We start from the raw sequence: 19,059 nt of genomic DNA on the forward strand, positions 1-19,059 counted from the left end.
CCTTCAGGCGGGAGGTGCCGGGCGTACGCGCCAGGCTCCCGTCTCGGGGATGAAGGACGGCTCCAGGGCGCGGGCCAGGAGCCAGGAGACGATCTCCTCGCCGGCCAGGACGCCGGGGCCGGAGGTGACGGCGGTGCCGGTGTGCGCCTGCTCGTGGAGTTCGCCGTGGGCCGGGCGGATCGCGGCGTCCGCGGCCTCCAGGAGCTCGGTGTCCAGCAGGGAGTCGCCGGCCGCCAGCAGGTGGGAGGCGCCCGTCCGGTGGGCGATCTCCGCCGCGGCCGCCGACTTGGTCAGCGGGACGGGCAGGCAGTAGACCTTGCGGCCCTGCAGCGAGACCTTCCAGCCGCGCGCGGCGCACCAGGCCGCCAGCTCCTCCACCCAGCCGTCGGGCAGGCGGTCGCGCTCCACGACGGTGTAGACGAACAGGTCCGAGGCCGTCCGCACGCTCAGGGTGAAGTCGCCGCTGCGGGCCTGCACATGGTCGAACACCTCCAGGACGGGCGCGCAGCCCGCCGTCTTCTTGCGCACCGACGCCGACCAGGCGGTGTCCTCCTCCCCGTCGACGAGCAGGAAACCGCCGTTCGCGCAGATCGCGTGGGACGGCGGGCGTCCGGGCAGGCGGATCCGCGCGTACTGCTCGGGCGTGCGGGTCGTGGTCGGGACGAGCACGGCCGCCCGGGCGAGGATCTCCCAGGCCTTCGCCGCGTCCGAGGTCACGAACGACAGCGGGCGCGCCTGGTAGAGCTCGACGCACAGCAGGCGCGGCGGTTCCGCCTCGCGGCCCTCCAGCGCCAGGGCGTTCGCGGAGTAGATGAGCGTGCGGTCCAGGTCCACACAGGCCACGACGGTCACGCACCGGCTCCTCTGGGTCTGATGAGCCCCACGCACGCGTAGGGCAGGTCGCCGTCCACTTCCTCGACGGGCACGCCGCGCTCCGCCGCCAGCAGGCGGACGTGCGCGAGATCGTCGCGGGCGTCCGGACGGGCCAGGATGCGCCAAGGGACGCGCCGCAGCAGCACCCTGGTGGTCTCCCCCACCCCGGGTTTGACGAGGTTCACGTCGCCGATCCCGTACTCCTCGCTGATCCTGCTCACCGCCGCCCAGCCGGACCAGTCGGGCTCCTCCACCGCCGGGTGCTCGGGGACCTCCACGGACGGGAAGTACGCGCACACCGCGTCGAGGAAGAGATGGGAGACGTCGGAGTAGGCCAGGTCCTTGTAGAACTTCGCGCCGTGGAAGTCGCCCGGCCCGATGAGGTCGCGGTTGAGGACCGTGCGGCTGACCAGGCCGGAGACCGTGGAGTTCAGGCACGCGGACGGGATGAGGAAGTCCTCGCGGGTCCCGTGGATGCGCACGCACCGGCCGGGGTCGGCGAGCACGGCCAGCTCCGGGGAGAACCCGCCGGGCAGCGCCGCCACGGCCTCGGCCAGCTCGCGCGTGATGGCGCCCTTGCCCGTCCAGCCGTCGACGAACATCACGTTCCTCGGGTCGTGGTGGCGGGCCAGGTAGTCCATCGCGACGGTGTCGATGCCGCGGCCCCGCACGATGCTCACCGCGTAGTGCGGCAGGTCGAGCCCGTGGGCGTGGGCGGCCCAGCGGCGGGCCAGGACGCCGACCGGCGTGCCGGCGCGGGCCAGCGAGACGAGCACCGCGTCCGGGCCGCGCTCGGCGAGGATCCGCTCGGTGATCATGGCGACGGCCTGGGCGATGCGCGCCGCCGACTCCTCCAGCGCGGAGTGGAAGAGCATCTGGTACCCGGGCGAGGGCTGGTACTCGATCGGCAGCGACTCGGCGTAGTGCGCCGCGCCCGACTGGATCGCCTCCTCGCGCTCCTCGGTCGGGGCCTCCAGCTCCACGTCCGACAGGTCGGTCAGCAGCCAGGCGACGTCCTCGGGCCGGTAGCTGCCGAAGCCCGGGCCGCGCAGCGGGTGCGCGCTCATGAGGGGATCACCGCCACCAGCGCCTCGGCGCCCAGCCGCCGCACCCCGCGCAGCAGGCCGTGCTCCAGCGCGGGGGTGTCCCCCGCCTCGTCCACCACCACGGCCACCGCGTCGAACCCCTGGTCGACGTTGTAGGCGTAGCGCTCCCCCGGCCCGTCGGCGGGGTCGTCGTGCGCGGGGAAGACCAGCCGGTTCCGGATCGCGTAGGCGGGGTCGTCGACGGTGAGCACGGGTGAGCGGGTCGTCGTCGAGTACCGCACGTCGGTGTCCTCCAGCAGGTCGGCGAGGGCTTCGGCGAGCCGCAGCGGAGCGTACATCAGCTCCTCGAAGCCCAGCACGAGCACCCTGCGCGCCCCCGCGGGCAGCGCCTCCGCCAGGCGGGCCGCCATCGCGGGAAGCTCCTTCTCCAGTTGTTCGCGGTGCACGGGCAGGAAGCCGTGGCGGCCTCCCTCGGGCACCCCGGCGGGCCAGCCCAGCCGCACCCGCCGCACGCCGCCCGGTGCCCGCTCCGGGGCCTGGGAGCGCCCCATCCCCCGTTCGACCCGGGCGACGAGCTCCCGCCCCGCCTCCAGGACGCCCGGGGGCAGCCCGACCCGGCCCGTGACCAGCGCCACGACGTCCACGCGGGCGCCGAGCTCCCCTTCGAGCCCCGCCATCGCGGCGCGGTCCGCCTCGTCGCGCAGGTCCGTCAGGGCCGCCACCACGTAGTGCCGCCGGGGGCGCACCGCGTGCAGCGCCCGCAGGGTGTTGCGCACCGTCCTGCCGGTCGAGAGCTCGTCGTCCACCAGCACCAGCGGGCCCTCGGACTCCAGGAGCCCGGGGGGCACCGGCAGCAGCAGGTGGCTCGTGGCGTGGCTGTGCTCCTCCTCGAAGCCGCCGTAGGGCCTGACCTCCGCCACCGGCCGCCGGGTGGAGTGCAGGTACACCGCCTCCCCCAGGGCGTCGGCGACGCCGTGGCCCAGCGCCGTCGCGGTCTCGGCGTACCCCACGACCACGGCTCCCAGCACGCGCCGGTGCGCCGTCAGGAGGTCGCGCAGCCCGGCCGCCGCGCCCGGTTCGCCGCGCAGCCCCGCCTCGGCGAGCAGCCCGGCCTTCTCCTCCGGCCCGCCCGGGAGCGGCTGGAGGACGTCGGCGACCAGCCTGCCCAGCAGGAGGGCGCTGCCGTGGACCAGGCGCGGGTCGGTGGGGACGTGCTTGCCCAGGACGGTGGAGACCAGCAGGTGCGCCCGCCGGGGGTTGCGGCGGACGGCGAGCCCGACCAGGCCCGGCAGGGTGAGCCCCACCGGGGAGTGCGCGTCGCTCAGCGCCAGGCCCAGCCGGGAGGTGACCCACTCCCCGGGCCAGGGCGCCGTCACCGGCCCACCGGATTCATCGTCTCGGCTCCCACGGTCGCCTCCAGCAGGTCCACGAAGCCGACGTCCGGCGCGGCCACCCCGAACACCCCGGCGCGGCGCAGCAGCCTCTCGGCCCAGGCCCGGTGGGGTTTGGCCTCGTTCATCTTGTTGGCGTAGCTGGAGGCCATCGCGCCCCCGCCCGCGACGCCGAGGATGTCGGTGGCGTCGCTGTACTCCTCGTGCGTGACCACCGACAGGGCGTGCACGGCGCCCACGTGGCTGGGGTGGATCACGGTCTTGCCGGTCAGCCCGTTGGCCTTGTCCAGGGTGACCTCGCGGATCAGCCCGTCGAGGTCGGCGGTGAGCAGCCTGCGGCGCAGCGCCGCGGCGTCCTGCTCGTCGAAGGGCGAGGACCTCAGCTGCGGCTTGAACATGCGCTCGCCGGCCGAGAAGTACTCCCAGACGGGCCCGGTGACCACGTGCCCGGTGCCGTCGGCGCGGCCGAAGACGTTGACGACGTCGGAGATGAGCCCGGCGACCAGCTGGATGTCGTAGATCGTCAGCTCGCGGGGGCGGCGCAGCCCGTAGGCGGCGCACAGGTCGGTGCCGCCGAGCCGGACGGCCAGGACCTGCTCGCGGTGCTGGGCCAGCAGCACCGCGATCTCGTGCAGGACGGTGCGGCGGCTCTCCCGGTGCAGGGCGTCGCGGGTCTCGATCACCGGCATGCCCAGCAGCCGGACGCCGCTCAGCTCGGCGGCCTCGGCCAGCACGTCCAGGTAGCGCTTGCCGCCGGCGGCCTCGAACTTGGGCAGGACGAACCCGCTGAGCAGGGCGGTCTCGCGGCCGAGCCGCCGGACCAGGCGGGTGATCTGGTCGGGTTCGCGGACCCTGACGAACAGGAGCGGCGCCCGCGCCGGGTCGATGAGGCGCAGCTGGGCGACGAGGTTGTCCTCCGCGTGCGCGACGTCCGCGTCGGAGATGGCGTCCTCCAGGCAGAGGACCATGCTGCGCACCCCGCGCCGGGCGCGCCCGACGACGTCGCCGGCGAGCGTCGGGCGGGTGGCGGGGCTGTACAGGGTGGCGCCGAGCGCCACCGCCAGCACGTCCGGATCCGCGTCTCTGGTGAACTCGCGGGGCGGTCGGTGGAACAGTTCCGCGCGGCGCGCGGCGTCGATGTGATCGAAGTGACGCACGGCTCGGCTGCCTTTCCGTTCGCTCTGGCCGCACAACGTAGAGACCACATGCGTAGTTCCGCCTCCGCGGGCCAATAACCGAAATACTACCCAGATAGCTATTAACTAGCCGAAAACTCCTTTGCCCCCGTGTGAAAAGCATGTGTCCGAAAAGGGGAGGCCCCGGCCGCTTCCGGCCGGGGCCCGCACACGTTCCGCCGCGTCCGCACGCGGCCCCGCCGGGTCAGACCCGGCTGGACTCCGACTCCAGCTTGCCGGACTCCTCCTCCTCGGCCCCGCCCTCGGGCTTCTTGCGGACGATCGAGCTGATGAGGGCCGCGACGATCAGGCCCGCGCCCAGCCCGCCGGTGATCCACTCCGGCACGTGGTGGCCGATGCTGATCACCATGCAGGTCGCCAGCGCGCCGATGGCCCAGTGCGCGCCGTGCTCCAGGAAGCGGTACTCCTGCAGCGTGCCCTGGCGGACCAGGAAGACGGTGATCGACCGGATGTACATGGCGCCGATGCCCAGACCGAGCGCGATGATGACCGGGTCGGTGCTGATCGCGAACGCGCCGATCACGCCGTCGAAGGAGAACGAGGCGTCCAGGACCTCCAGGTAGAGGAAGAGGAAGAACGCCGCCTTGCCGGTGGCCACGGCCAGCCCGCTCGGCCCCCGCTGCACCTGGTCGCCGGCCAGGCCCTCCACCTGCTCGTCGATCTCGTCGGTCTTGTCGAACAGCTCGCCCAGCCCGTTGACCAGCAGGTAGACGACCATGCCCAGCAGGCCCGAGATCAGCACGTTGGTGCGGTGGGCGTCGTCGGCCAGCCAGGTGGCCGCGGCGGCGAGCGTGCCGCCGGCGATCACCACGGAGAGCTGGTTGAGCCTGCCGATGCGCGCCAGCGGGCGCTCCAGCCACGGCAGCCAGTGCGCCGAGCGCTCCTCGAAGATCCAGTCGAGGAACAGCATCAGCAGGAACATGCCGCCGAACCCCGCGATCATGGGGTAGGCGTACTCCATGCTCTCCTTGTAGCGCTCGTTGTCGTTGAGCGCCATGTTGATCGCTTCGATCGGCCCCATGTTGGCGGTGATCGCGACGATCGCCACCGGGAAGACCAGCCGCATGCCGAACACCGCGATCGCGATGCCGACCGTGAGGAAGATCTTCTGCCAGAACGGGCTCATCCGCTCCAGCACCTTGGCGTTCACCACGGCGTTGTCGAAGGAGAGCGAGATCTCCAGGACGGCCAGGACGGCCACCAGGAGGAACGCCTGGGTGTTTCCATAGAAGAACGCGGCGACGAGGCCCGCGATGGTGACGGCGAACGACCAGCCGAACGTGCGCAAAATCATGATGTCTTCAGTGTCCTCGGGTCCGCCGGCGCGCGAGGGCGCCGGCGGACCCCGTCAGGGGGCGTCAGCCGACGTTGACCCCGAAATCCTGGGCTATTCCGTGCAGTCCCGAGGCGTAGCCCTGGCCGATGGCCCTGAACTTCCACTCCGAGTTGTAGCGATAGAGCTCACCGAAGACCATGGCCGTCTCGGTCGAGGCGTCCTCGGTGAGGTCGTAGCGGGCGAGTTCCGAGCCGTCCGCCCGGTTCACCACCCTGATGAACGCGTTGCGCACCTGGCCGAAGGCCTGGCCGCGGTTGACCGCGTCGTGGATGGACACGGGGAAGACCACGCGGTCCACCCGCGGGTCCAGCCCGGCGAGATCCACGTTGATCGACTCGTCGTCGCCGTCGCCCTCACCGGTGAGGTTGTCGCCGGTGTGCTCGACCGTCCCGTCCGGCGAGGTGAGGTTGTTGTAGAAGACGAAGTGCTGGTCAGAGAGTACCTTGCCGTCGGTGCCGAGCAGCAGCGCCGAGGCGTCGAGGTCGAAGTCCGTGCCGGTGGTCACCCGCACGTCCCACCCCAGACCGACGGTGACCGCGGTCAGGTTGGGAGCTGCCTTGCTCAGTGAGACGTTCCCGCCCTTGGACAGGCTGACGCCCATGGCTCTCCTTCCGGTCGAAGACGGCGTCAGACGTTGACGCCGAAGTCCTGCGCGATGCCCTGCAGACCCGAGGCGTAGCCCTGGCCGACCGCGCGGAACTTCCACTCCGCGCCGTTCCGGTAGAGCTCACCGAAGATCATGGCGGTCTCGGTGGAGGCGTCCTCGGTGAGGTCGTAGCGGGCGATCTCGGTGCCGCCGGCCGCGTTCAGCACGCGGATGAAGGCGTTGCGCACCTGGCCGAAGCTCTGGCCCCGGCCCGCTCCGTCGTAGATGGAGACGGGGAAGACGATGCGCTCGGCGTTCGGCGGCAGGCCCACCAGGTTGACCTTGACCTGCTCGTCGTCGCCCTCGCCCGCGCCGGTGAGGTTGTCGCCGGTGTGCTCCACCGCGCCGTCCGGCGTCTTGAGGTTGTTGAAGAAGACGAAGTGGCCGTCGGAGAGCACCTTGCCGGTCGCGTCCACCACGATGGCCGAGGCGTCGAGGTCGAAGTCCGTGCCGGTGGTCGTCCGGACGTCCCAGCCCAGACCGACGATCACCGACGTCAGGCCGGGGGCCTCCTTGCTCAGCGAGACGTTGCCGCCCTTGCTCAGACTGACCGGCATCCTTGCCTCCAGAAATGATGTGTAGGGATCTTCGGAAGGACCATGCCCCGCGGGGGCCGCGCGACACGATCCGCCCTGACAGACGTGCGAGCGATGCTATCGGTTCCACCTGATCACCCAAGGTCATGCGGATTTGCTTGCACGCCGTGAGGTGATTGGCTGTGAACCAGGGTGGAACGGCTGTGGAGGAGGCCCGGTGTACCGATCCGGTGATTCCCGTCGCAGGGGGCGCCGGGACCAGCGCGCGGCCGAGGCCCGCGCCGCGGCCCTCGCCGCCAAGGCGGAGGCCGCCCAGGCCTTCTACGAGATGGACCTGGCGCAGAAGCACCTCGCGGGGCGGCTGTCGCTGCTGGAGGACCTGGACCGCGCGGCCGCCGACCGGCTCCGGTCAAGGCCGGAGCGGGCCGGTGCCGGGGCCGACGCCGCGGCCCTGGACTACATCACCGTGGTCGACTCCCACGACCTGGACTCCGAGGACCGCCCGTACGTCGAGTACGAGGCGGCCCGCTTCGCCCTGAGCGCGACCACCACCGCGCTGCGGCGCGCCTCCTCGGAGCTGGCGGGCGCCACCGCGGCGGTCGACTCCGAGCTGGCCCGGCTGGAGGGCGGCCTGGAAGGCCTGGCGCCCCGGCTGCGGGCCGCCCGCGAGGCCTTCCAGGCGGCGCAGGAGGCCGTCTCGGCGGCCCGGGAGGCGGGGATGCGCACCGAGGAGGTCGCCGCCGACCTGGCCGTCCTGCAGGGGCTGCTGGCCGAGCTGACCGCGCCGGGGCTGGGCGGGCTGGGCCTCCAGGGGGCGATGGCCCGCGCCGAGGAGGTGGCGGACCGTGCCGCGGCCCTGGCCGAGGAGGCGCGGAACCTGGCCGTGGCGGTGCGCAAGACCCGCAACGACCTGGCCAGCGTGCGGACGCGGGTGCAGATGGTCTCGGGCCGGCGCGAGCGCGTCGACGAGGCGATGAGCCTCCTGCGCCGCCGCTACTCCGCCTCCTGCTGGCAGGACCTCCAGGGCGCGCCGAACGCCATCGCGCAGGCGCTGGAACGCGCGCTGGAACGGATCGCCGAGACCGAGCGCGCCGCCGCGGAGCAGGAGTGGCGGGACGTCGCCCGGAGCCTGGCCGCGGCCCGCACCGAGCTCAAGGACGCCGAACGCCGCGCCCGCGCGGTCACCGGCCGGGTGGAGGAGCTGGCGGAGGCCGAACGCGATCCGGACCGCCCGCTGGAGCAGGCGCGCTTCACCGTCCGCGACGCCCAGCGCCTGGCCGTCGCCGCGCCGGGGGGCCTCGATCCCCGGCACGCCCGGGCCCTGGACGCGCTGGCCGGGCGGCTGGAGCGGGCCCCCGGTCTCCTCCAGGGGCCGCATCCGGACTACTGGGGCTATCTGCGGGAGCTGCGCGCGATCTCCACCGGCGCCCGCGACGTCGTGGAGGTCATCCGCGACGAGCTCTCCCGCTGAAAGGCGGGGTCAGCGGCCGGGCACCTGCACGGTGAGGTTCCGGCCGACCATCGGCATGCCCCCGGCGGGGGTGGAGGGCGGCGGGGAGACCGGCGGGGGCGTGGTCTGCGCCACCTGGTGGTCGCGCGAGGCTCCGGCGCCGGCCTGCTCCACCAGCACCGCGGTGCCGTAGGCGTAGACCTCGAACGAGCCGTCCCCGATCGCGCAGTTGGCGAAGCGCATGCCCAGCACGGCGTTGCAGCCGTACCGCTCGGCGTCGGCCTTGAGCCGTTCGATCGCCTCCCGCCGCGCGGCACTGAGCCCGCCGTGCGCGATCCCGGCTCCGGACACCGCGCCACGGACGTACCGGACCTCATACCCCGGAATGGTGTCGGTAGTTACGATCAGCATGAAGCCACCGTAGACGACGTTCCGTCCCAACGTGAGTAAATGCCGGGGCCCGGGAGTCGCCTCCCGGGCCCCGGCTCGATCCGGTCAGTCCAGGTACTCGCGCAGCATCTGCGCGCGGGAGGGGTGGCGGAGCTTGGCGAGGGTCTTGGACTCGATCTGGCGGATGCGCTCGCGGGTGACGCCGAACTCCCGGCCGACCTCCTCCAGGGTGCGGGGGTGCCCGTCGGCCAGCCCGAAGCGCAGCTGGATGATGCGCTGCTCGCGCTCGGACAGGGTGGACAGGATGCCTTCGAGCTGGTCCTGGAGCAGGATGAACGCCGCCGCCTCGATCGGCACCACCGCGTCGGCGTCCTCGATGAAGTCGCCGAGGTCGGAGTCCTCCTCGCCGATCGGCGACTGCAGCGAGACCGGCTCCTGGGCGATCCGCTGGATCTCCACGACCCGGTCGGCGCTCAGCCCCATCTCCAGCCCGATCTCCTCGGGCAGCGGCTCGCGCCCGAGGTCCTGGTGCAGCTGGCGCTGCACCCTGATCAGTTTGTTGATGGTCTCCACCATGTGCACCGGGATGCGGATGGTCCGCGCCTGGTCGGCGATCGCGCGGGTGATCGCCTGCCGGATCCACCAGGTGGCGTAGGTGGAGAACTTGTACCCCTTCGTGTAGTCGAACTTCTCGACCGCCCGGATCAGGCCGAGATTGCCCTCCTGGATCAGGTCCAGGAAGAGCATCCCGCGGCCCACGTAGCGCTTGGCGATGGACACCACCAGCCGCAGGTTGGCCTCGATCAGGCGTTGTTTGGCGCGCGCCCCGTCGCGGGCGAGCTGCTGGAGGTCGAGCCGTTCGGAGAGGGAGAGCACGGCGGCGCCGGCCACCTTCTCCTCCGCGAACAGGCCCGCCTCGATGGACTTGGCGAGTTCTACTTCGTCTTCCGCCGTCAGCAGCGGGACACGGCCGATCTCGCGCAGATAGATCCGGACCAGGTCGCTGGTGGCGGCCGCCCTCCTGCCGGCGTCCTCCGCCCCCGCCCGCTGGAGCTCCTCGACGTCGGCGCGCGACTCGAGGACCTCCACTCCCTGCTCGGCGAGGATGCGGGCGACGCGCTCCAGGGCGTCGGCCGGCAGTTCAGAGCGGTCAAGGGCTGCGGCGACGTCGTCGACGGTGACGCCTCCGCGTTCCCTTCCACGTGCGACGAGGTCGGCCACCTGCTCGGCCGACGGTGCCTCGCTCGGCATCATTACCAAAGGGCCCACATGGACAGTGTGCTTCAGAACACACTGAAATAGCAGGCCCCAATTCACTGACGCCGGGTCACAACTCCGATACCCCCTGGTCCCGGAAGCCACGTCTGCGCTGCTCAAGTGCCACCAGGTCACCGAAAAGGCGGTTGTACTCCTCCGCCTCGGAGACCGGATTCAGCCTCCCGAGTTTGGACTTCAGCGCGGTGATCTGCCTCGTGAGCTGCAGTTCCATGAAACGGGCGAGAAGCGCCTGGGAATAGGCATCGTCCGAAACTCCGGCGGCCTTGGGCGGCTCCACCCCGAAGCGGGTCAGCAGCGTCCTGACGTCCTCGCCGGACGCCAGCTCCCGCAGCCGCGCCGACCACTCCAGCGGCGCGCCCGCGCCGGACGTCCCGCCGCCGGCCAGGATCACCTCGTGCACGGCGCGGTGCTCGGGCGCGGTGAACGCGTCGGCGGACAGCGCGTCGTAGGCCGGGCCGAGCGCCGCGGGGCGCTGGAGCGCCATCTTCAGCAGCTCGCGCTCCAGCTCGACGGCCGGGTCGTTCGGGTCGGCGGCCAGGCGGGCGGAGCCGGGGGCGGGGGCGCCGCCCTTCATCTGCTCGTTGACGCGCTGCAGTACCAGCCGCTCGTCCATGATCCCGAGCCAGCGGTCGAGGTTGACCGCGTACCGCTTGCGGACCCCGGCGTCGCGGATGCCGGCGATGATCGGCGCCACCGCGTCCAGCGCCCGCATCTGCCCCTCGACGTGGTCGAGGTCGAAGCGCTCGATCCGGCTGCGGATGGCGAACTCGAACAGGGGGACCCGGGAGGCCACCAGGTCGCGGACCGCCGCGTCGCCCTGCCTGATCCGCAGCTCGCACGGGTCGAGCCCGTCGGGCTGGACCGCCACGAACGTCTGCCCGCCGAACTTGTGGTCGGCCTCGAAGGCGCGCAGCGCCGCCTTCTGCCCGGCGGCGTCGCCGTCGAAGGTGAAGATCACCTCGCCGCGGCCCTCGTCCTGGTCCATGAGCATCCGGCGCAGCATCTTGATGTGCTCGTCGCCGAAGGAGGTGCCGCAGGTGGCGATGGCCGTGGTCTCCCCCGCCAGGTGGCAGGCCATGACGTCGGTGTACCCCTCGACGATCACCGCCTTCTTCGCCCTGCCGATCTCCCGTTTGGCCAGGTCGAGCCCGTACAGGACGGAGCTCTTGTGGTAGATCGGCGTCTCGGGGGTGTTGAGGTACTTGGGGCCGTCGTCGGAGTCGAGCAGTTTGCGCGCGCCGAAACCGATCACGTCGCCCGAGACGTCGCGGATGGGCCAGACCAGCCGGCCGCGGAACCTGTCGCGCGGGCCGCGCCGCCCCTCGACGCTCAGGCCGCCCTCGATCAGCTCGCGGTCGGTGAAGCCGCGGGAGCGCAGGTGGCGCACCAGCGCCTCCCACTCGTCGGGGGCGTACCCGATGCCGAAGTGCGCCGCGTCGGCGGCGCGGAAGCCGCGCTCCATGAGGAACCTGCGGCCGGGCTCGGCCCGAGCCGTGCTCAGCTGGGCGGCGTAGAACTCCGCCGCCGCCTTGTGCGCCTCGATCAGCCGCGCCCGCTGGCCGCTCTCCCGGCTGCGCGGGACGTACCCGCCCTCCTCGTACCGCAGCTGCACCCCGGCCTTGGCCGCCAGCCGCTCCACGGCCTCGGCGAAGCTCAGGTGGTCGATCTCCTGCACGAACCGGATGACGTCGCCGCCGGCGCTGCAGCCGTGGCAGAAGTACAGGCCCCGGCTGGGGGTGACGTTGAAGGAGGGCGTCTTCTCGTCGTGGAAGGGGCACAGGCCCTTGAGGTTGCCGCCTCCGGCGCTGACGAGCTGGAGGTGATCGCCGATCACGGAGTCGATCTGTGACCGCTCCCGCACCAACGCGATGTCTTCCTGTCGGATGCGGCCTGCCATGCCCGCGAGTCTAACGACCGCCGACGGCCCCTTCGGTCGGGACCGCCTCCTGCCCGGCGGGCGCCCGCTCGGCGGGGTCCGCCGCGACGCCCGGGGGCGCCTCCGGGGACGCCTCCAGGGGCGCGTCCACCACCTCGGCCGCCTCCGCCAGGACCACCTGCCGCCGCGCCCGCTCGCGGCGCCCGCGCAGGAGGGCGGCGATCCGGAAGGCCAGCGCGCTGGCGACCACCGTGTAGACGACGCCCGCCAGGATGTCGAAGACGTAGTGCTCGCCCATGTAGACGATCCCGATCCACAGCGAGACGGGGTAGAACGCCACCCACCACACGCGCCGCCACCCGAACACCGCGGCGAGGAAGATCAGGATCACCAGCGGGTAGGAGGCGTGCAGGGACGGCACGGCGGCCACGAGGTTGGGCGAGAGCCTGCTGTAGAGGGTGTCGGGGTCGGCGATCCCCACGGCCTGCCAGATGTCGTGGGAGACCCGGTGGATCCGCGGGATGTAGCCGTAGTCCGACGACATCCACGGCGGGGCGGCGGGGAAGGCCACGTAGGTGACGAAGGCCGCGAACGACAGCCCCATGACCGCGCCGACGAAGACCCAGTACAGCTGCGGCCGCCGCTTCCACACCACCAGCGCGACCACCAGCGGCATCACGAAGTGCGCGGTGTAGAGCAGGTAGAAGTAGAAGTCGTACCAGCGCAGCTCCCCGTCCCACATGTGCTGCTGCAGCCACCGCGTCGGCAGCTCGTCGCCGCCCGCCAGCCACATGTCGAAGTTCGCCATCGGCATGTAGTGGACGGTGGGGTTGATGTCGTCGGCCAGCCCGCTCAGCACGAAGTAGAGCAGGAACAGCACCAGGAACGGCGCCAGGTACCGCAGGAACATCCGCGACCCGAACCCCGCCACCAGCAGCGCCACCAGCCACAGCGTGTCCGGCGGCCAGGTCGGGTGACGGACGACGGCCACCGCGCACAGGACGAGCACGGCGACGATCCGGACGGCGGTGCCCCGGGAGAGCCCGCCGAGGGAGCTGCGCAACCACATCCGGGCGATGTTAGTGGGGAAAGGTCCCATACCTCGTTACATTCCCCTACGAAAGCAGCAAGTCACCCAAAGTAACCGAACCTCCCGCACTGACCTCCCGTTAATTGGTCGTTAAATCGTCAATTCAAACGAATTAATCGGCTTTAACCGGGTTTAACCTCGCGCCGTGATGATTTCTCCGCACGAGCAGGAGCGCCTGCTCATCCATGTGGCGGCGCAGGTGGCGCGGGAGCGCCGCGGGCGGGGGCTGCTGCTCAACCACCCCGAGGCGACCGCGCTGATCGCCGTCCACGTGCTGGAAGGGGCGCGGGACGGGCGGACCGTCGCGGAGCTCATGGACTCGGGACGGGGGGTGCTCACCCGGGAGGACGTCATGGAGGGGATTCCGGAGCTCCTCGACGCGGTGCAGATCGAGGCGACGTTCCCCGACGGCACCAAGCTCGTCACCGTGCACAGGCCGATCCCGTGAGCGGGGAGGCCGTGAGCGGCGGACTCGTGCCGGGGCAGGTCGTCGTCGGCGCCGAGCCCGTCGAGCTGAACCCCGGACGGGAGCGGCTGGCGCTGACCGTCGAGAACACCGGCGACCGGCCCGTGCAGGTCGGGTCGCACTACCACTTCGCCCAGGCCAACCCGGCGCTGAGCTTCGACCGGGAGGCCGCCCGCGGGCACCGGCTGGACGTCCCCGCGGGGACCGCCGTGCGCTTCGAGCCCGGCATGGTCTGCGAGGTCGCCCTGGTGCCGCTGGCCGGGGCCCGGATCGTGCCGGGCCTGCGGCTCGAAGGAGGACTCGATGGCTGAGATCTCACGCGCGCGCTACGCCGCGCTGTACGGGCCGACGGCCGGCGACCGGATCCGGCTCGCCGACACCGACCTGTTCATCGAGGTCACCGAGGACCTGGCGCGCGGCGTCGGGGCCGGGGACGAGGCGGTGTTCGGCGGCGGCAAGGTCATCCGCGAGTCGATGGGCCAGTCCCGCGCCACCCGCGCCGAGGGCGCCCCGGACCTGGTGATCACCGGGGTGGTGGTGCTGGACCACTGGGGGATCGTCAAGGCCGACGTGGGCGTGCGGGACGGGCGGATCACCGCCCTGGGCAAGGCCGGCAACCCCGACGTCATGGACGGGGTGCACCCGGACCTGGTGATCGGCCCGTCCACCGAGGTCCTCGCCGGCAACGGCAGGATCCTCACCGCCGGCGCCGTCGACTCCCATGTGCACTTCATCTGCCCGCAGCTCATCGAGGAGGCGCTCGGCGCGGGCGTCACCACGCTCATCGGCGGCGGCACCGGCCCCGCCGAGGGCACCAAGGCCACCACCGTCACCGGCGCCTGGTACCTGCACCGGATGCTGGAGTCCCTGGACTCCTGGCCGGTGAACGTCGCGCTGCTCGGCAAGGGCAACACCGTCTCCGAGGAGGCGCTGTGGGAGCAGCTGCGGGCCGGGGCGTCCGGCTTCAAGCTGCACGAGGACTGGGGCACCACGCCCGCGGCGATCGACGCCTGCCTGCGGGTCTGCGACGCCTCGGGCGTGCAGGCCGCGCTGCACTCCGACACCCTCAACGAGGCCGGCTACGTCGAGTCGACGCTCGGCGCGATCGCCGGGCGCTCCATCCACGCCTACCACACCGAGGGCGCGGGCGGCGGGCACGCGCCGGACATCATCACCGTGGCCGCGCACCCCAACGTGCTGCCGTCCTCGACCAACCCGACGCGCCCGCACACCGTCAACACCCTCGACGAGCACCTCGACATGCTGATGGTCTGCCACCACCTCAGCGCCTCGGTGCCCGAGGACCTGGCGTTCGCCGAGTCGCGCATCCGCCCGACGACGATGGCGGCCGAGGACGTCCTGCACGACCTGGGCGCCATCTCGATCATCGGCTCCGACTCCCAGGCGATGGGCCGTATCGGCGAGACCGTCCTGCGCACCTGGCAGACCGCGCACGCCATGAAGGCGCGCCGCGGCGCGCTGCCGGGCCTGGCCGACAACCTCCGCGCCCGCCGCTACGTCGCCAAGTACACGATCAACCCGGCGATCGCGCACGGCCTGGACGGCGAGGTCGGCTCGGTCGAGGTCGGCAAGCTCGCCGACCTGGTGCTGTGGGACCCGGGCTTCTTCGGCGTGCGGCCGTCCGTCGTGCTCAAGGGCGGCATGATCGCCTGGGCGCAGATGGGCGACGCCAACGCCTCGATCCCCACCCCGCAGCCGGTGCTGCCGCGGCCGATGTTCGGCGCCTCCCCGGTGGCCGCGGCGGCGACGTCGGTGCACTTCGTGTCCGAGGCCGCGGTCGAGGACGGCCTGGCGTCGAAGATCGACGTGCGGCGCGCCCTGGTGCCGGTGCGCGGCACCCGCTCCGTCGGCAAGTCCGACCTGCCGCTGAACGACGCGCTGCCCCGCATCGAGGTCGATCCCGACACCTTCACCGTGCGGATCGACGGCGAGGAGATCGAGCCCGCGCCGGCCGCCTCGCTGCCGATGGCCCAGCGCTACTTCCTGTTCTGATGCGCAACGACCTGCTGCTGCTCGCCGACTCCCGGCTCCCCGCCGGAGGCCACGCCCACTCGGGGGGCCTGGAGCCGCCCGCCACGTCCGGCGCCGTCAGGACGGTCGCCGACCTGGCGGACTTCCTGCACGGCAGGCTGCACACCGCCGGGCTGGCGGCGGCGGCCCTGGCCGCGGCCGCCTGCCGCCACGCGGGCAACGGCCCGGACCCGGCCTCCTGGCTCGTCCTGGACGCCGAGGCCGACGCCCGCGACCCCTCCCCCGGCCAGCGCGCCGTCGCCCGCGCCCAGGGCAAGGCCCTGCTGCGCGCCGCCCGGGGCACCTGGCCCTCCCCCGTCCTGGACGCCCTGGGCGACGCCCACCGCGCCCGCCGCACCCCCGACGGCCGCGGCCCGCACCACCCGGTGGTCCTGGGCGTCGCCGCCTTCGCGGCGGACGGCTCCCCCCACGACGCCGCCGCGATCGCCGCCTACACCGCCGTGAGCGGCTCGGCCTCGGCCGCCGTCCGCCTCCTCGGCCTGGACCCCCTGGGCGTCCACCGCGCCCTGGCGGACCTGTCCGCCGCGGTGGACGCCGTCGCCCATGAGGCCGCCGGCCACGCCGAGGACGCGTGGGCGGACCTGCCCGCGCCGTCCGCACCGGTCCTCGACGGGTGGGCGGAGCTCCACCTGCTCGCCGACCTCCGATTGTTCGAGTCCTAAGGAGACCACGTTGGGCGGATACCACGGCCCCGACCAGCACCACGCCGCGCCGAGGTACGGCAGGCCCCTGCGCCTGGGCGTCGGGGGGCCCGTCGGCAGCGGCAAGACCGCGCTGACCGCCGCCCTGTGCCGGGTCCTCAAGGAGGAGCTGAACCTCGCCGTCGTCACCAACGACATCTACACCACCGAGGACGCCGACTTCCTGCGCCGCAACGCCGTCCTGGACGACGACCGCATCATGGCCGTCCGGACGGGCTGCTGCCCGCACACCGCCATCCGCGACGACATCTCGGCCAACCTCGACGCCGTCGAGGAGCTGGAGGACCGCCACGGGGACCTGGAGCTGGTCATCGTCGAGAGCGGCGGCGACAACCTCACCGCCACCTTCAGCCAGGGCCTGGTGGACCGGCAGATCTTCGTCCTCGACGTCTCCGGCGGCGACAAGGTGCCCCGCAAGGGCGGCCCCGGCGTCACCTCCAGCGACCTCCTGGTGATCAACAAGACCGACCTGGCGCCCCTCGTCGGCGCCGACCTGGCCGTCATGGACCGCGACTCCGCGCGGGTCCGCGAGGGCCGGCCGGTGATCTTCAGCTCGATCCGCGAGGAGCCCGCCGTCCCGAAGGTCGCCGACTGGGTCCGCGCCCGCGTCCACGACTTCCGGCACCACTGATGCCCGCGAGCGCGTACACCGCGTGCGCGGCGGTCACCGCCGAGCTCGGGCCGTACGGGCGCACCAGGCTGACGCGGCTGCGCTCGGACGGGCCCCTCGCGCTGCGGGAGACGCCCGACGGCCTCTACCTGGTGGGCGCGGCCGCCGGTCCGGTGGGCGGGGACCGGCTGCGGCTGGAGATCACGGTGGGGGCCGGGGCGAGCCTGCGGATCCGCTCGGTGGCCACGGCGATGGCGCTGCCCGGCCGCGGCGAGTCGGTGTACACCGTCGACGCGCGGGTCGAGGGGTACCTGGACTTCGCGCCGGAGCCGACGATCGCGGTGAGAGGCTGCCGCCACCGCGCCGTCAGCCGGATCGAGCTGGGGGCCGAGGGGGACGTGCGCTGGCTGGAGGAGCTCGTCCTGGGCCGGCACCGCGAGGAGCCGGGACGGCACGTCGGCCGGATCGACGTGACGCGGCTGGGCGTCCCGCTGCTCCGGCACGAGCTGCGGCTGGACGCCTCGGCGCGCAGCCGCGCCGTCCTGGGCGGCGCCAGGGCCGTCGGATCGCTGGTGCGCACCGCCGCCACCGCCGGCCCGCACGCCGAGGACGGCCTGACGGTGCTGCCGCTGGCTGCGGGCGGAACGCTGGCGAGCGCCGTCGCGCCCGACTCCGCCGCGCTGCGGCGGCTGCTCCGGCGGGCCGAGGAGGGGCTGGAGCCGGTGGAGACGGCTTCCCCGATCGCGACCCGGTAGAGGAACCGGCCCCGTCTCAGGAGTGTCCAATCGTCACGCCATTGCCCTAGATTGTGAGCTGTTTAACACTTCCGCGCCCTGGGGTGGTCCGTGATGAACGATGTGGTCCTCGACCGAGTGAGCAAGTACTACGGCCCCGACCACTGCGTCGTGGACGACCTGCGGCTGCACATCCGCCAGGGCGAGCTGTTCGTGCTCCTCGGCCCGTCCGGCTGCGGCAAGTCCACCGTCCTGCGCATGATCGCCGGACTGGAGGAGATCACCTCCGGTGACCTGTGGCTGGGCGGCGCGCACGCCAACGGCCTCGCGCCGCGCGACCGGGACGTGGCGATGATCTTCCAGTCGGGCGCGCTCTACCCGCACATGAGCGTGCGCGGCAACATCGGCTTCCCACTGCGGCTCGCCGGACGGGAACCGGACGAGGCGGGCGCCAGGGTCACCGAGATGGCCCGCGCCCTGGGCCTGGAGTCCCTGCTGGCCCGCGGCCCCGCGACGCTCTCGGGCGGCCAGCGCCAGCGGGTGGCGATGGGCCGCGCCATGGTGCGCGACCCGCGGATCTTCCTCATGGACGAGCCGCTCTCCAGCCTCGACTCGGGCCTGCGCCACGAGCTGCGGGCGGAGATCGGCGGCATGGTGCGCGCGCTGGGCGCCACCACCGTCTACGTCACCCACGACCAGATCGAGGCGCTCACCCTCGCCGACCGCATCGGGGTGATGCGCGACGGCGTCCTGCAGGACGTCGGCACCCCCACCCAGATCTACGACGACCCCGCGACGGTCTTCGTCGCCTCCTTCCTCGGCTCGCCGCAGATCAACCTGCTCGCCGGGACGGCCTGGGTCCGCCCCGGCGAGGGCGTGGTGCTGGCCCTGGGCGACCAGCGGCTGGACCTGCCCTGGTCGGACCCGCGGGCCGCCTCCTTCCGCCCCCACCACGGCGGGCCGGTGATCGTCGGCCTGCGCCCCGACGCCCTGGTCCCCGCCGGTCCGGACCACGCGGGCCCCTCGCTGGCCACCCGGCTGCGGGCGGTGGAGTTCCACGGCCACGAGTGGATGGCCTTCGGCGAGATCGACATCCCGGCCGTCGACGTCGACGTGATCGGCCGCAGGCCGTCCCGGCGGCGGGCCCCGGCGACCGGCGGGGCGGCCGAGCCGCTCGGGCTGCTGCGGCGCAGACGGCCCCGGCCCGCCCCCGAACCCGCGCCCCCGGGCCGCCACCACCGCACCGACCTGCTGTTCCGGGCCGGACGGGCGGGCGGCGCGCGCCGCGGCGACCGGATGCGGCTCGCCGTCGACCTCGGGCGCGCCCTGTTCTTCGGCACGGACGGCCGCCGGATCGACCCGGTGCTCCGCTGACCGGGCCGGACGGG

Annotated in this window: 19 protein-coding genes; 8 read left to right on the plus strand and 11 right to left on the minus strand. The window is 72.9% G+C overall.

The genetic code is table 11. The annotated features are described in order from the left end of the window. Window positions 1–3: 3 nt before the first annotated feature. The 7 genes from ABD140_RS29430 to ABD140_RS29460 all read right to left on the minus strand — a co-directional run bounded on the left by ABD140_RS29430 (window position 4) and on the right by ABD140_RS29460 (window position 7,045). Window positions 4–852: an HAD family hydrolase gene (locus ABD140_RS29430; RefSeq protein WP_344244287.1), complete on the minus strand. Its 849-nt coding sequence runs from the start codon at window positions 850–852 to the stop codon at window positions 4–6. Continuing rightward, complete coding sequence (locus tag ABD140_RS29435) at window positions 849–1,940, minus strand: cysteine protease StiP family protein (RefSeq protein WP_344244288.1); 1,092 nt, start codon at window positions 1,938–1,940, stop codon at window positions 849–851. Before ABD140_RS29435 ends, ABD140_RS29430 begins: the two co-directional genes overlap by 4 nt. After that, window positions 1,937–3,295, minus strand: a complete 1,359-nt coding sequence (locus tag ABD140_RS29440) for a phosphoribosyltransferase family protein (RefSeq protein ID WP_344244289.1) — start codon at window positions 3,293–3,295, stop codon at window positions 1,937–1,939. The genes ABD140_RS29435 and ABD140_RS29440 overlap by 4 nt, the downstream gene beginning before the upstream one ends. Continuing rightward, window positions 3,292–4,467 carry an HpcH/HpaI aldolase/citrate lyase family protein gene (locus ABD140_RS29445; RefSeq protein WP_344244290.1) on the minus strand — a complete coding sequence of 392 codons (1,176 nt, stop codon included), beginning with the start codon at window positions 4,465–4,467 and terminating at the stop codon, window positions 3,292–3,294. The genes ABD140_RS29440 and ABD140_RS29445 overlap by 4 nt, the downstream gene beginning before the upstream one ends. A gap of 223 nt (window positions 4,468–4,690) precedes the next feature. Beyond that, on the minus strand, window positions 4,691–5,800 hold the full coding sequence (locus ABD140_RS29450) for a DUF475 domain-containing protein (protein WP_344244291.1): 1,110 nt from the start codon (window positions 5,798–5,800) through the stop codon (window positions 4,691–4,693). Window positions 5,801–5,864: 64 nt separating this feature from the next. Next, window positions 5,865–6,443: a TerD family protein gene (locus tag ABD140_RS29455; RefSeq protein WP_344244292.1), complete on the minus strand. Its 579-nt coding sequence runs from the start codon at window positions 6,441–6,443 to the stop codon at window positions 5,865–5,867. A 26-nt stretch (window positions 6,444–6,469) separates the two neighbouring features. Further along, the gene (locus tag ABD140_RS29460) at window positions 6,470–7,045 is read right to left on the minus strand and encodes a TerD family protein (protein ID WP_344244293.1); all 576 of its coding nucleotides are present in this window, start codon (window positions 7,043–7,045) and stop codon (window positions 6,470–6,472) included. Between the two features lie 196 nt (window positions 7,046–7,241). Between ABD140_RS29460 and ABD140_RS29465 the strand changes: the two genes are divergently transcribed. Next, window positions 7,242–8,495 carry a coiled-coil domain-containing protein gene (locus tag ABD140_RS29465; RefSeq protein WP_344244294.1) on the plus strand — a complete coding sequence of 418 codons (1,254 nt, stop codon included), beginning with the start codon at window positions 7,242–7,244 and terminating at the stop codon, window positions 8,493–8,495. A 9-nt stretch (window positions 8,496–8,504) separates the two neighbouring features. On the opposite strand, the gene ABD140_RS29470 is transcribed toward ABD140_RS29465, so the two are convergent. The 4 genes from ABD140_RS29470 to ABD140_RS29485 form a co-directional block, all read right to left on the minus strand. Next, entirely contained in the window at window positions 8,505–8,885 is a 381-nt protein-coding gene (locus ABD140_RS29470; RefSeq protein ID WP_344244295.1) for a YbjQ family protein, read from the minus strand. 84 nt (window positions 8,886–8,969) lie between these two features. Then, window positions 8,970–10,118: an RNA polymerase sigma factor RpoD gene (gene rpoD, locus ABD140_RS29475; protein ID WP_344244339.1), complete on the minus strand. Its 1,149-nt coding sequence runs from the start codon at window positions 10,116–10,118 to the stop codon at window positions 8,970–8,972. A 73-nt stretch (window positions 10,119–10,191) separates the two neighbouring features. After that, entirely contained in the window at window positions 10,192–12,039 is a 1,848-nt protein-coding gene (gene dnaG, locus ABD140_RS29480; protein ID WP_344244296.1) for a DNA primase, read from the minus strand. Window positions 12,040–12,049: 10 nt separating this feature from the next. Then, on the minus strand, window positions 12,050–13,087 hold the full coding sequence (locus tag ABD140_RS29485; protein ID WP_344244297.1) for a phosphatase PAP2 family protein: 1,038 nt from the start codon (window positions 13,085–13,087) through the stop codon (window positions 12,050–12,052). 166 nt (window positions 13,088–13,253) lie between these two features. Here ABD140_RS29485 and ABD140_RS29490 point away from each other — a divergent pair, with 166 nt between their 5' ends. From ABD140_RS29490 to ABD140_RS29520, 7 genes are all read left to right on the plus strand, one after another. After that, the gene (locus tag ABD140_RS29490) at window positions 13,254–13,556 is read left to right on the plus strand and encodes an urease subunit gamma (RefSeq protein ID WP_344244298.1); all 303 of its coding nucleotides are present in this window, start codon (window positions 13,254–13,256) and stop codon (window positions 13,554–13,556) included. 11 nt (window positions 13,557–13,567) lie between these two features. Further along, window positions 13,568–13,885 carry an urease subunit beta gene (locus ABD140_RS29495; RefSeq protein WP_344244299.1) on the plus strand — a complete coding sequence of 106 codons (318 nt, stop codon included), beginning with the start codon at window positions 13,568–13,570 and terminating at the stop codon, window positions 13,883–13,885. Next, window positions 13,878–15,587 carry an urease subunit alpha gene (locus ABD140_RS29500; protein ID WP_344244300.1) on the plus strand — a complete coding sequence of 570 codons (1,710 nt, stop codon included), beginning with the start codon at window positions 13,878–13,880 and terminating at the stop codon, window positions 15,585–15,587. The genes ABD140_RS29495 and ABD140_RS29500 overlap by 8 nt, the downstream gene beginning before the upstream one ends. Beyond that, on the plus strand, window positions 15,587–16,288 hold the full coding sequence (locus ABD140_RS29505) for an urease accessory protein UreF (protein ID WP_344244301.1): 702 nt from the start codon (window positions 15,587–15,589) through the stop codon (window positions 16,286–16,288). The genes ABD140_RS29500 and ABD140_RS29505 overlap by 1 nt, the downstream gene beginning before the upstream one ends. Window positions 16,289–16,298: 10 nt before the next feature. Then, window positions 16,299–16,958: an urease accessory protein UreG gene (gene ureG, locus ABD140_RS29510; RefSeq protein ID WP_344244302.1), complete on the plus strand. Its 660-nt coding sequence runs from the start codon at window positions 16,299–16,301 to the stop codon at window positions 16,956–16,958. After that, window positions 16,958–17,692 (plus strand): urease accessory protein UreD, encoded by a 735-nt coding sequence (locus ABD140_RS29515; protein ID WP_344244303.1) that lies wholly within the window; start codon window positions 16,958–16,960, stop codon window positions 17,690–17,692. The genes ureG and ABD140_RS29515 overlap by 1 nt, the downstream gene beginning before the upstream one ends. A 93-nt stretch (window positions 17,693–17,785) precedes the next feature. Further along, window positions 17,786–19,045, plus strand: coding sequence for an ABC transporter ATP-binding protein (locus tag ABD140_RS29520; protein ID WP_344244304.1), 1,260 nt, complete (start codon window positions 17,786–17,788; stop codon window positions 19,043–19,045). Window positions 19,046–19,059 lie beyond the last annotated feature (14 nt).

The sequence above is a fragment of the Actinocorallia libanotica genome (assembly GCF_039525175.1).
GTDB classification, from domain to species: Bacteria; Actinomycetota; Actinomycetes; order Streptosporangiales; family Streptosporangiaceae; genus Actinocorallia; species Actinocorallia libanotica.

Coding starts and splice junctions, on each gene's coding strand:
- ABD140_RS29455 (WP_344244292.1), bottom strand. CDS start 6,443: ATGGGCGTCAGCCTGTCCAAGGGCGGGAACGTCTCACTGAGCAAGGCA.
- ABD140_RS29520 (WP_344244304.1), top strand. CDS start 17,786: ATGAACGATGTGGTCCTCGACCGAGTGAGCAAGTACTACGGCCCCGAC.
- ABD140_RS29485 (WP_344244297.1), bottom strand. CDS start 13,087: ATGTGGTTGCGCAGCTCCCTCGGCGGGCTCTCCCGGGGCACCGCCGTC.
- ABD140_RS29515 (WP_344244303.1), top strand. CDS start 16,958: ATGCCCGCGAGCGCGTACACCGCGTGCGCGGCGGTCACCGCCGAGCTC.
- ABD140_RS29450 (WP_344244291.1), bottom strand. CDS start 5,800: ATGATTTTGCGCACGTTCGGCTGGTCGTTCGCCGTCACCATCGCGGGC.
- ABD140_RS29470 (WP_344244295.1), bottom strand. CDS start 8,885: ATGCTGATCGTAACTACCGACACCATTCCGGGGTATGAGGTCCGGTAC.
- ABD140_RS29435 (WP_344244288.1), bottom strand. CDS start 1,940: ATGAGCGCGCACCCGCTGCGCGGCCCGGGCTTCGGCAGCTACCGGCCC.
- rpoD (WP_344244339.1), bottom strand. CDS start 10,118: ATGATGCCGAGCGAGGCACCGTCGGCCGAGCAGGTGGCCGACCTCGTC.
- ABD140_RS29505 (WP_344244301.1), top strand. CDS start 15,587: ATGCGCAACGACCTGCTGCTGCTCGCCGACTCCCGGCTCCCCGCCGGA.
- dnaG (WP_344244296.1), bottom strand. CDS start 12,039: ATGGCAGGCCGCATCCGACAGGAAGACATCGCGTTGGTGCGGGAGCGG.
- ABD140_RS29460 (WP_344244293.1), bottom strand. CDS start 7,045: ATGCCGGTCAGTCTGAGCAAGGGCGGCAACGTCTCGCTGAGCAAGGAG.
- ABD140_RS29500 (WP_344244300.1), top strand. CDS start 13,878: ATGGCTGAGATCTCACGCGCGCGCTACGCCGCGCTGTACGGGCCGACG.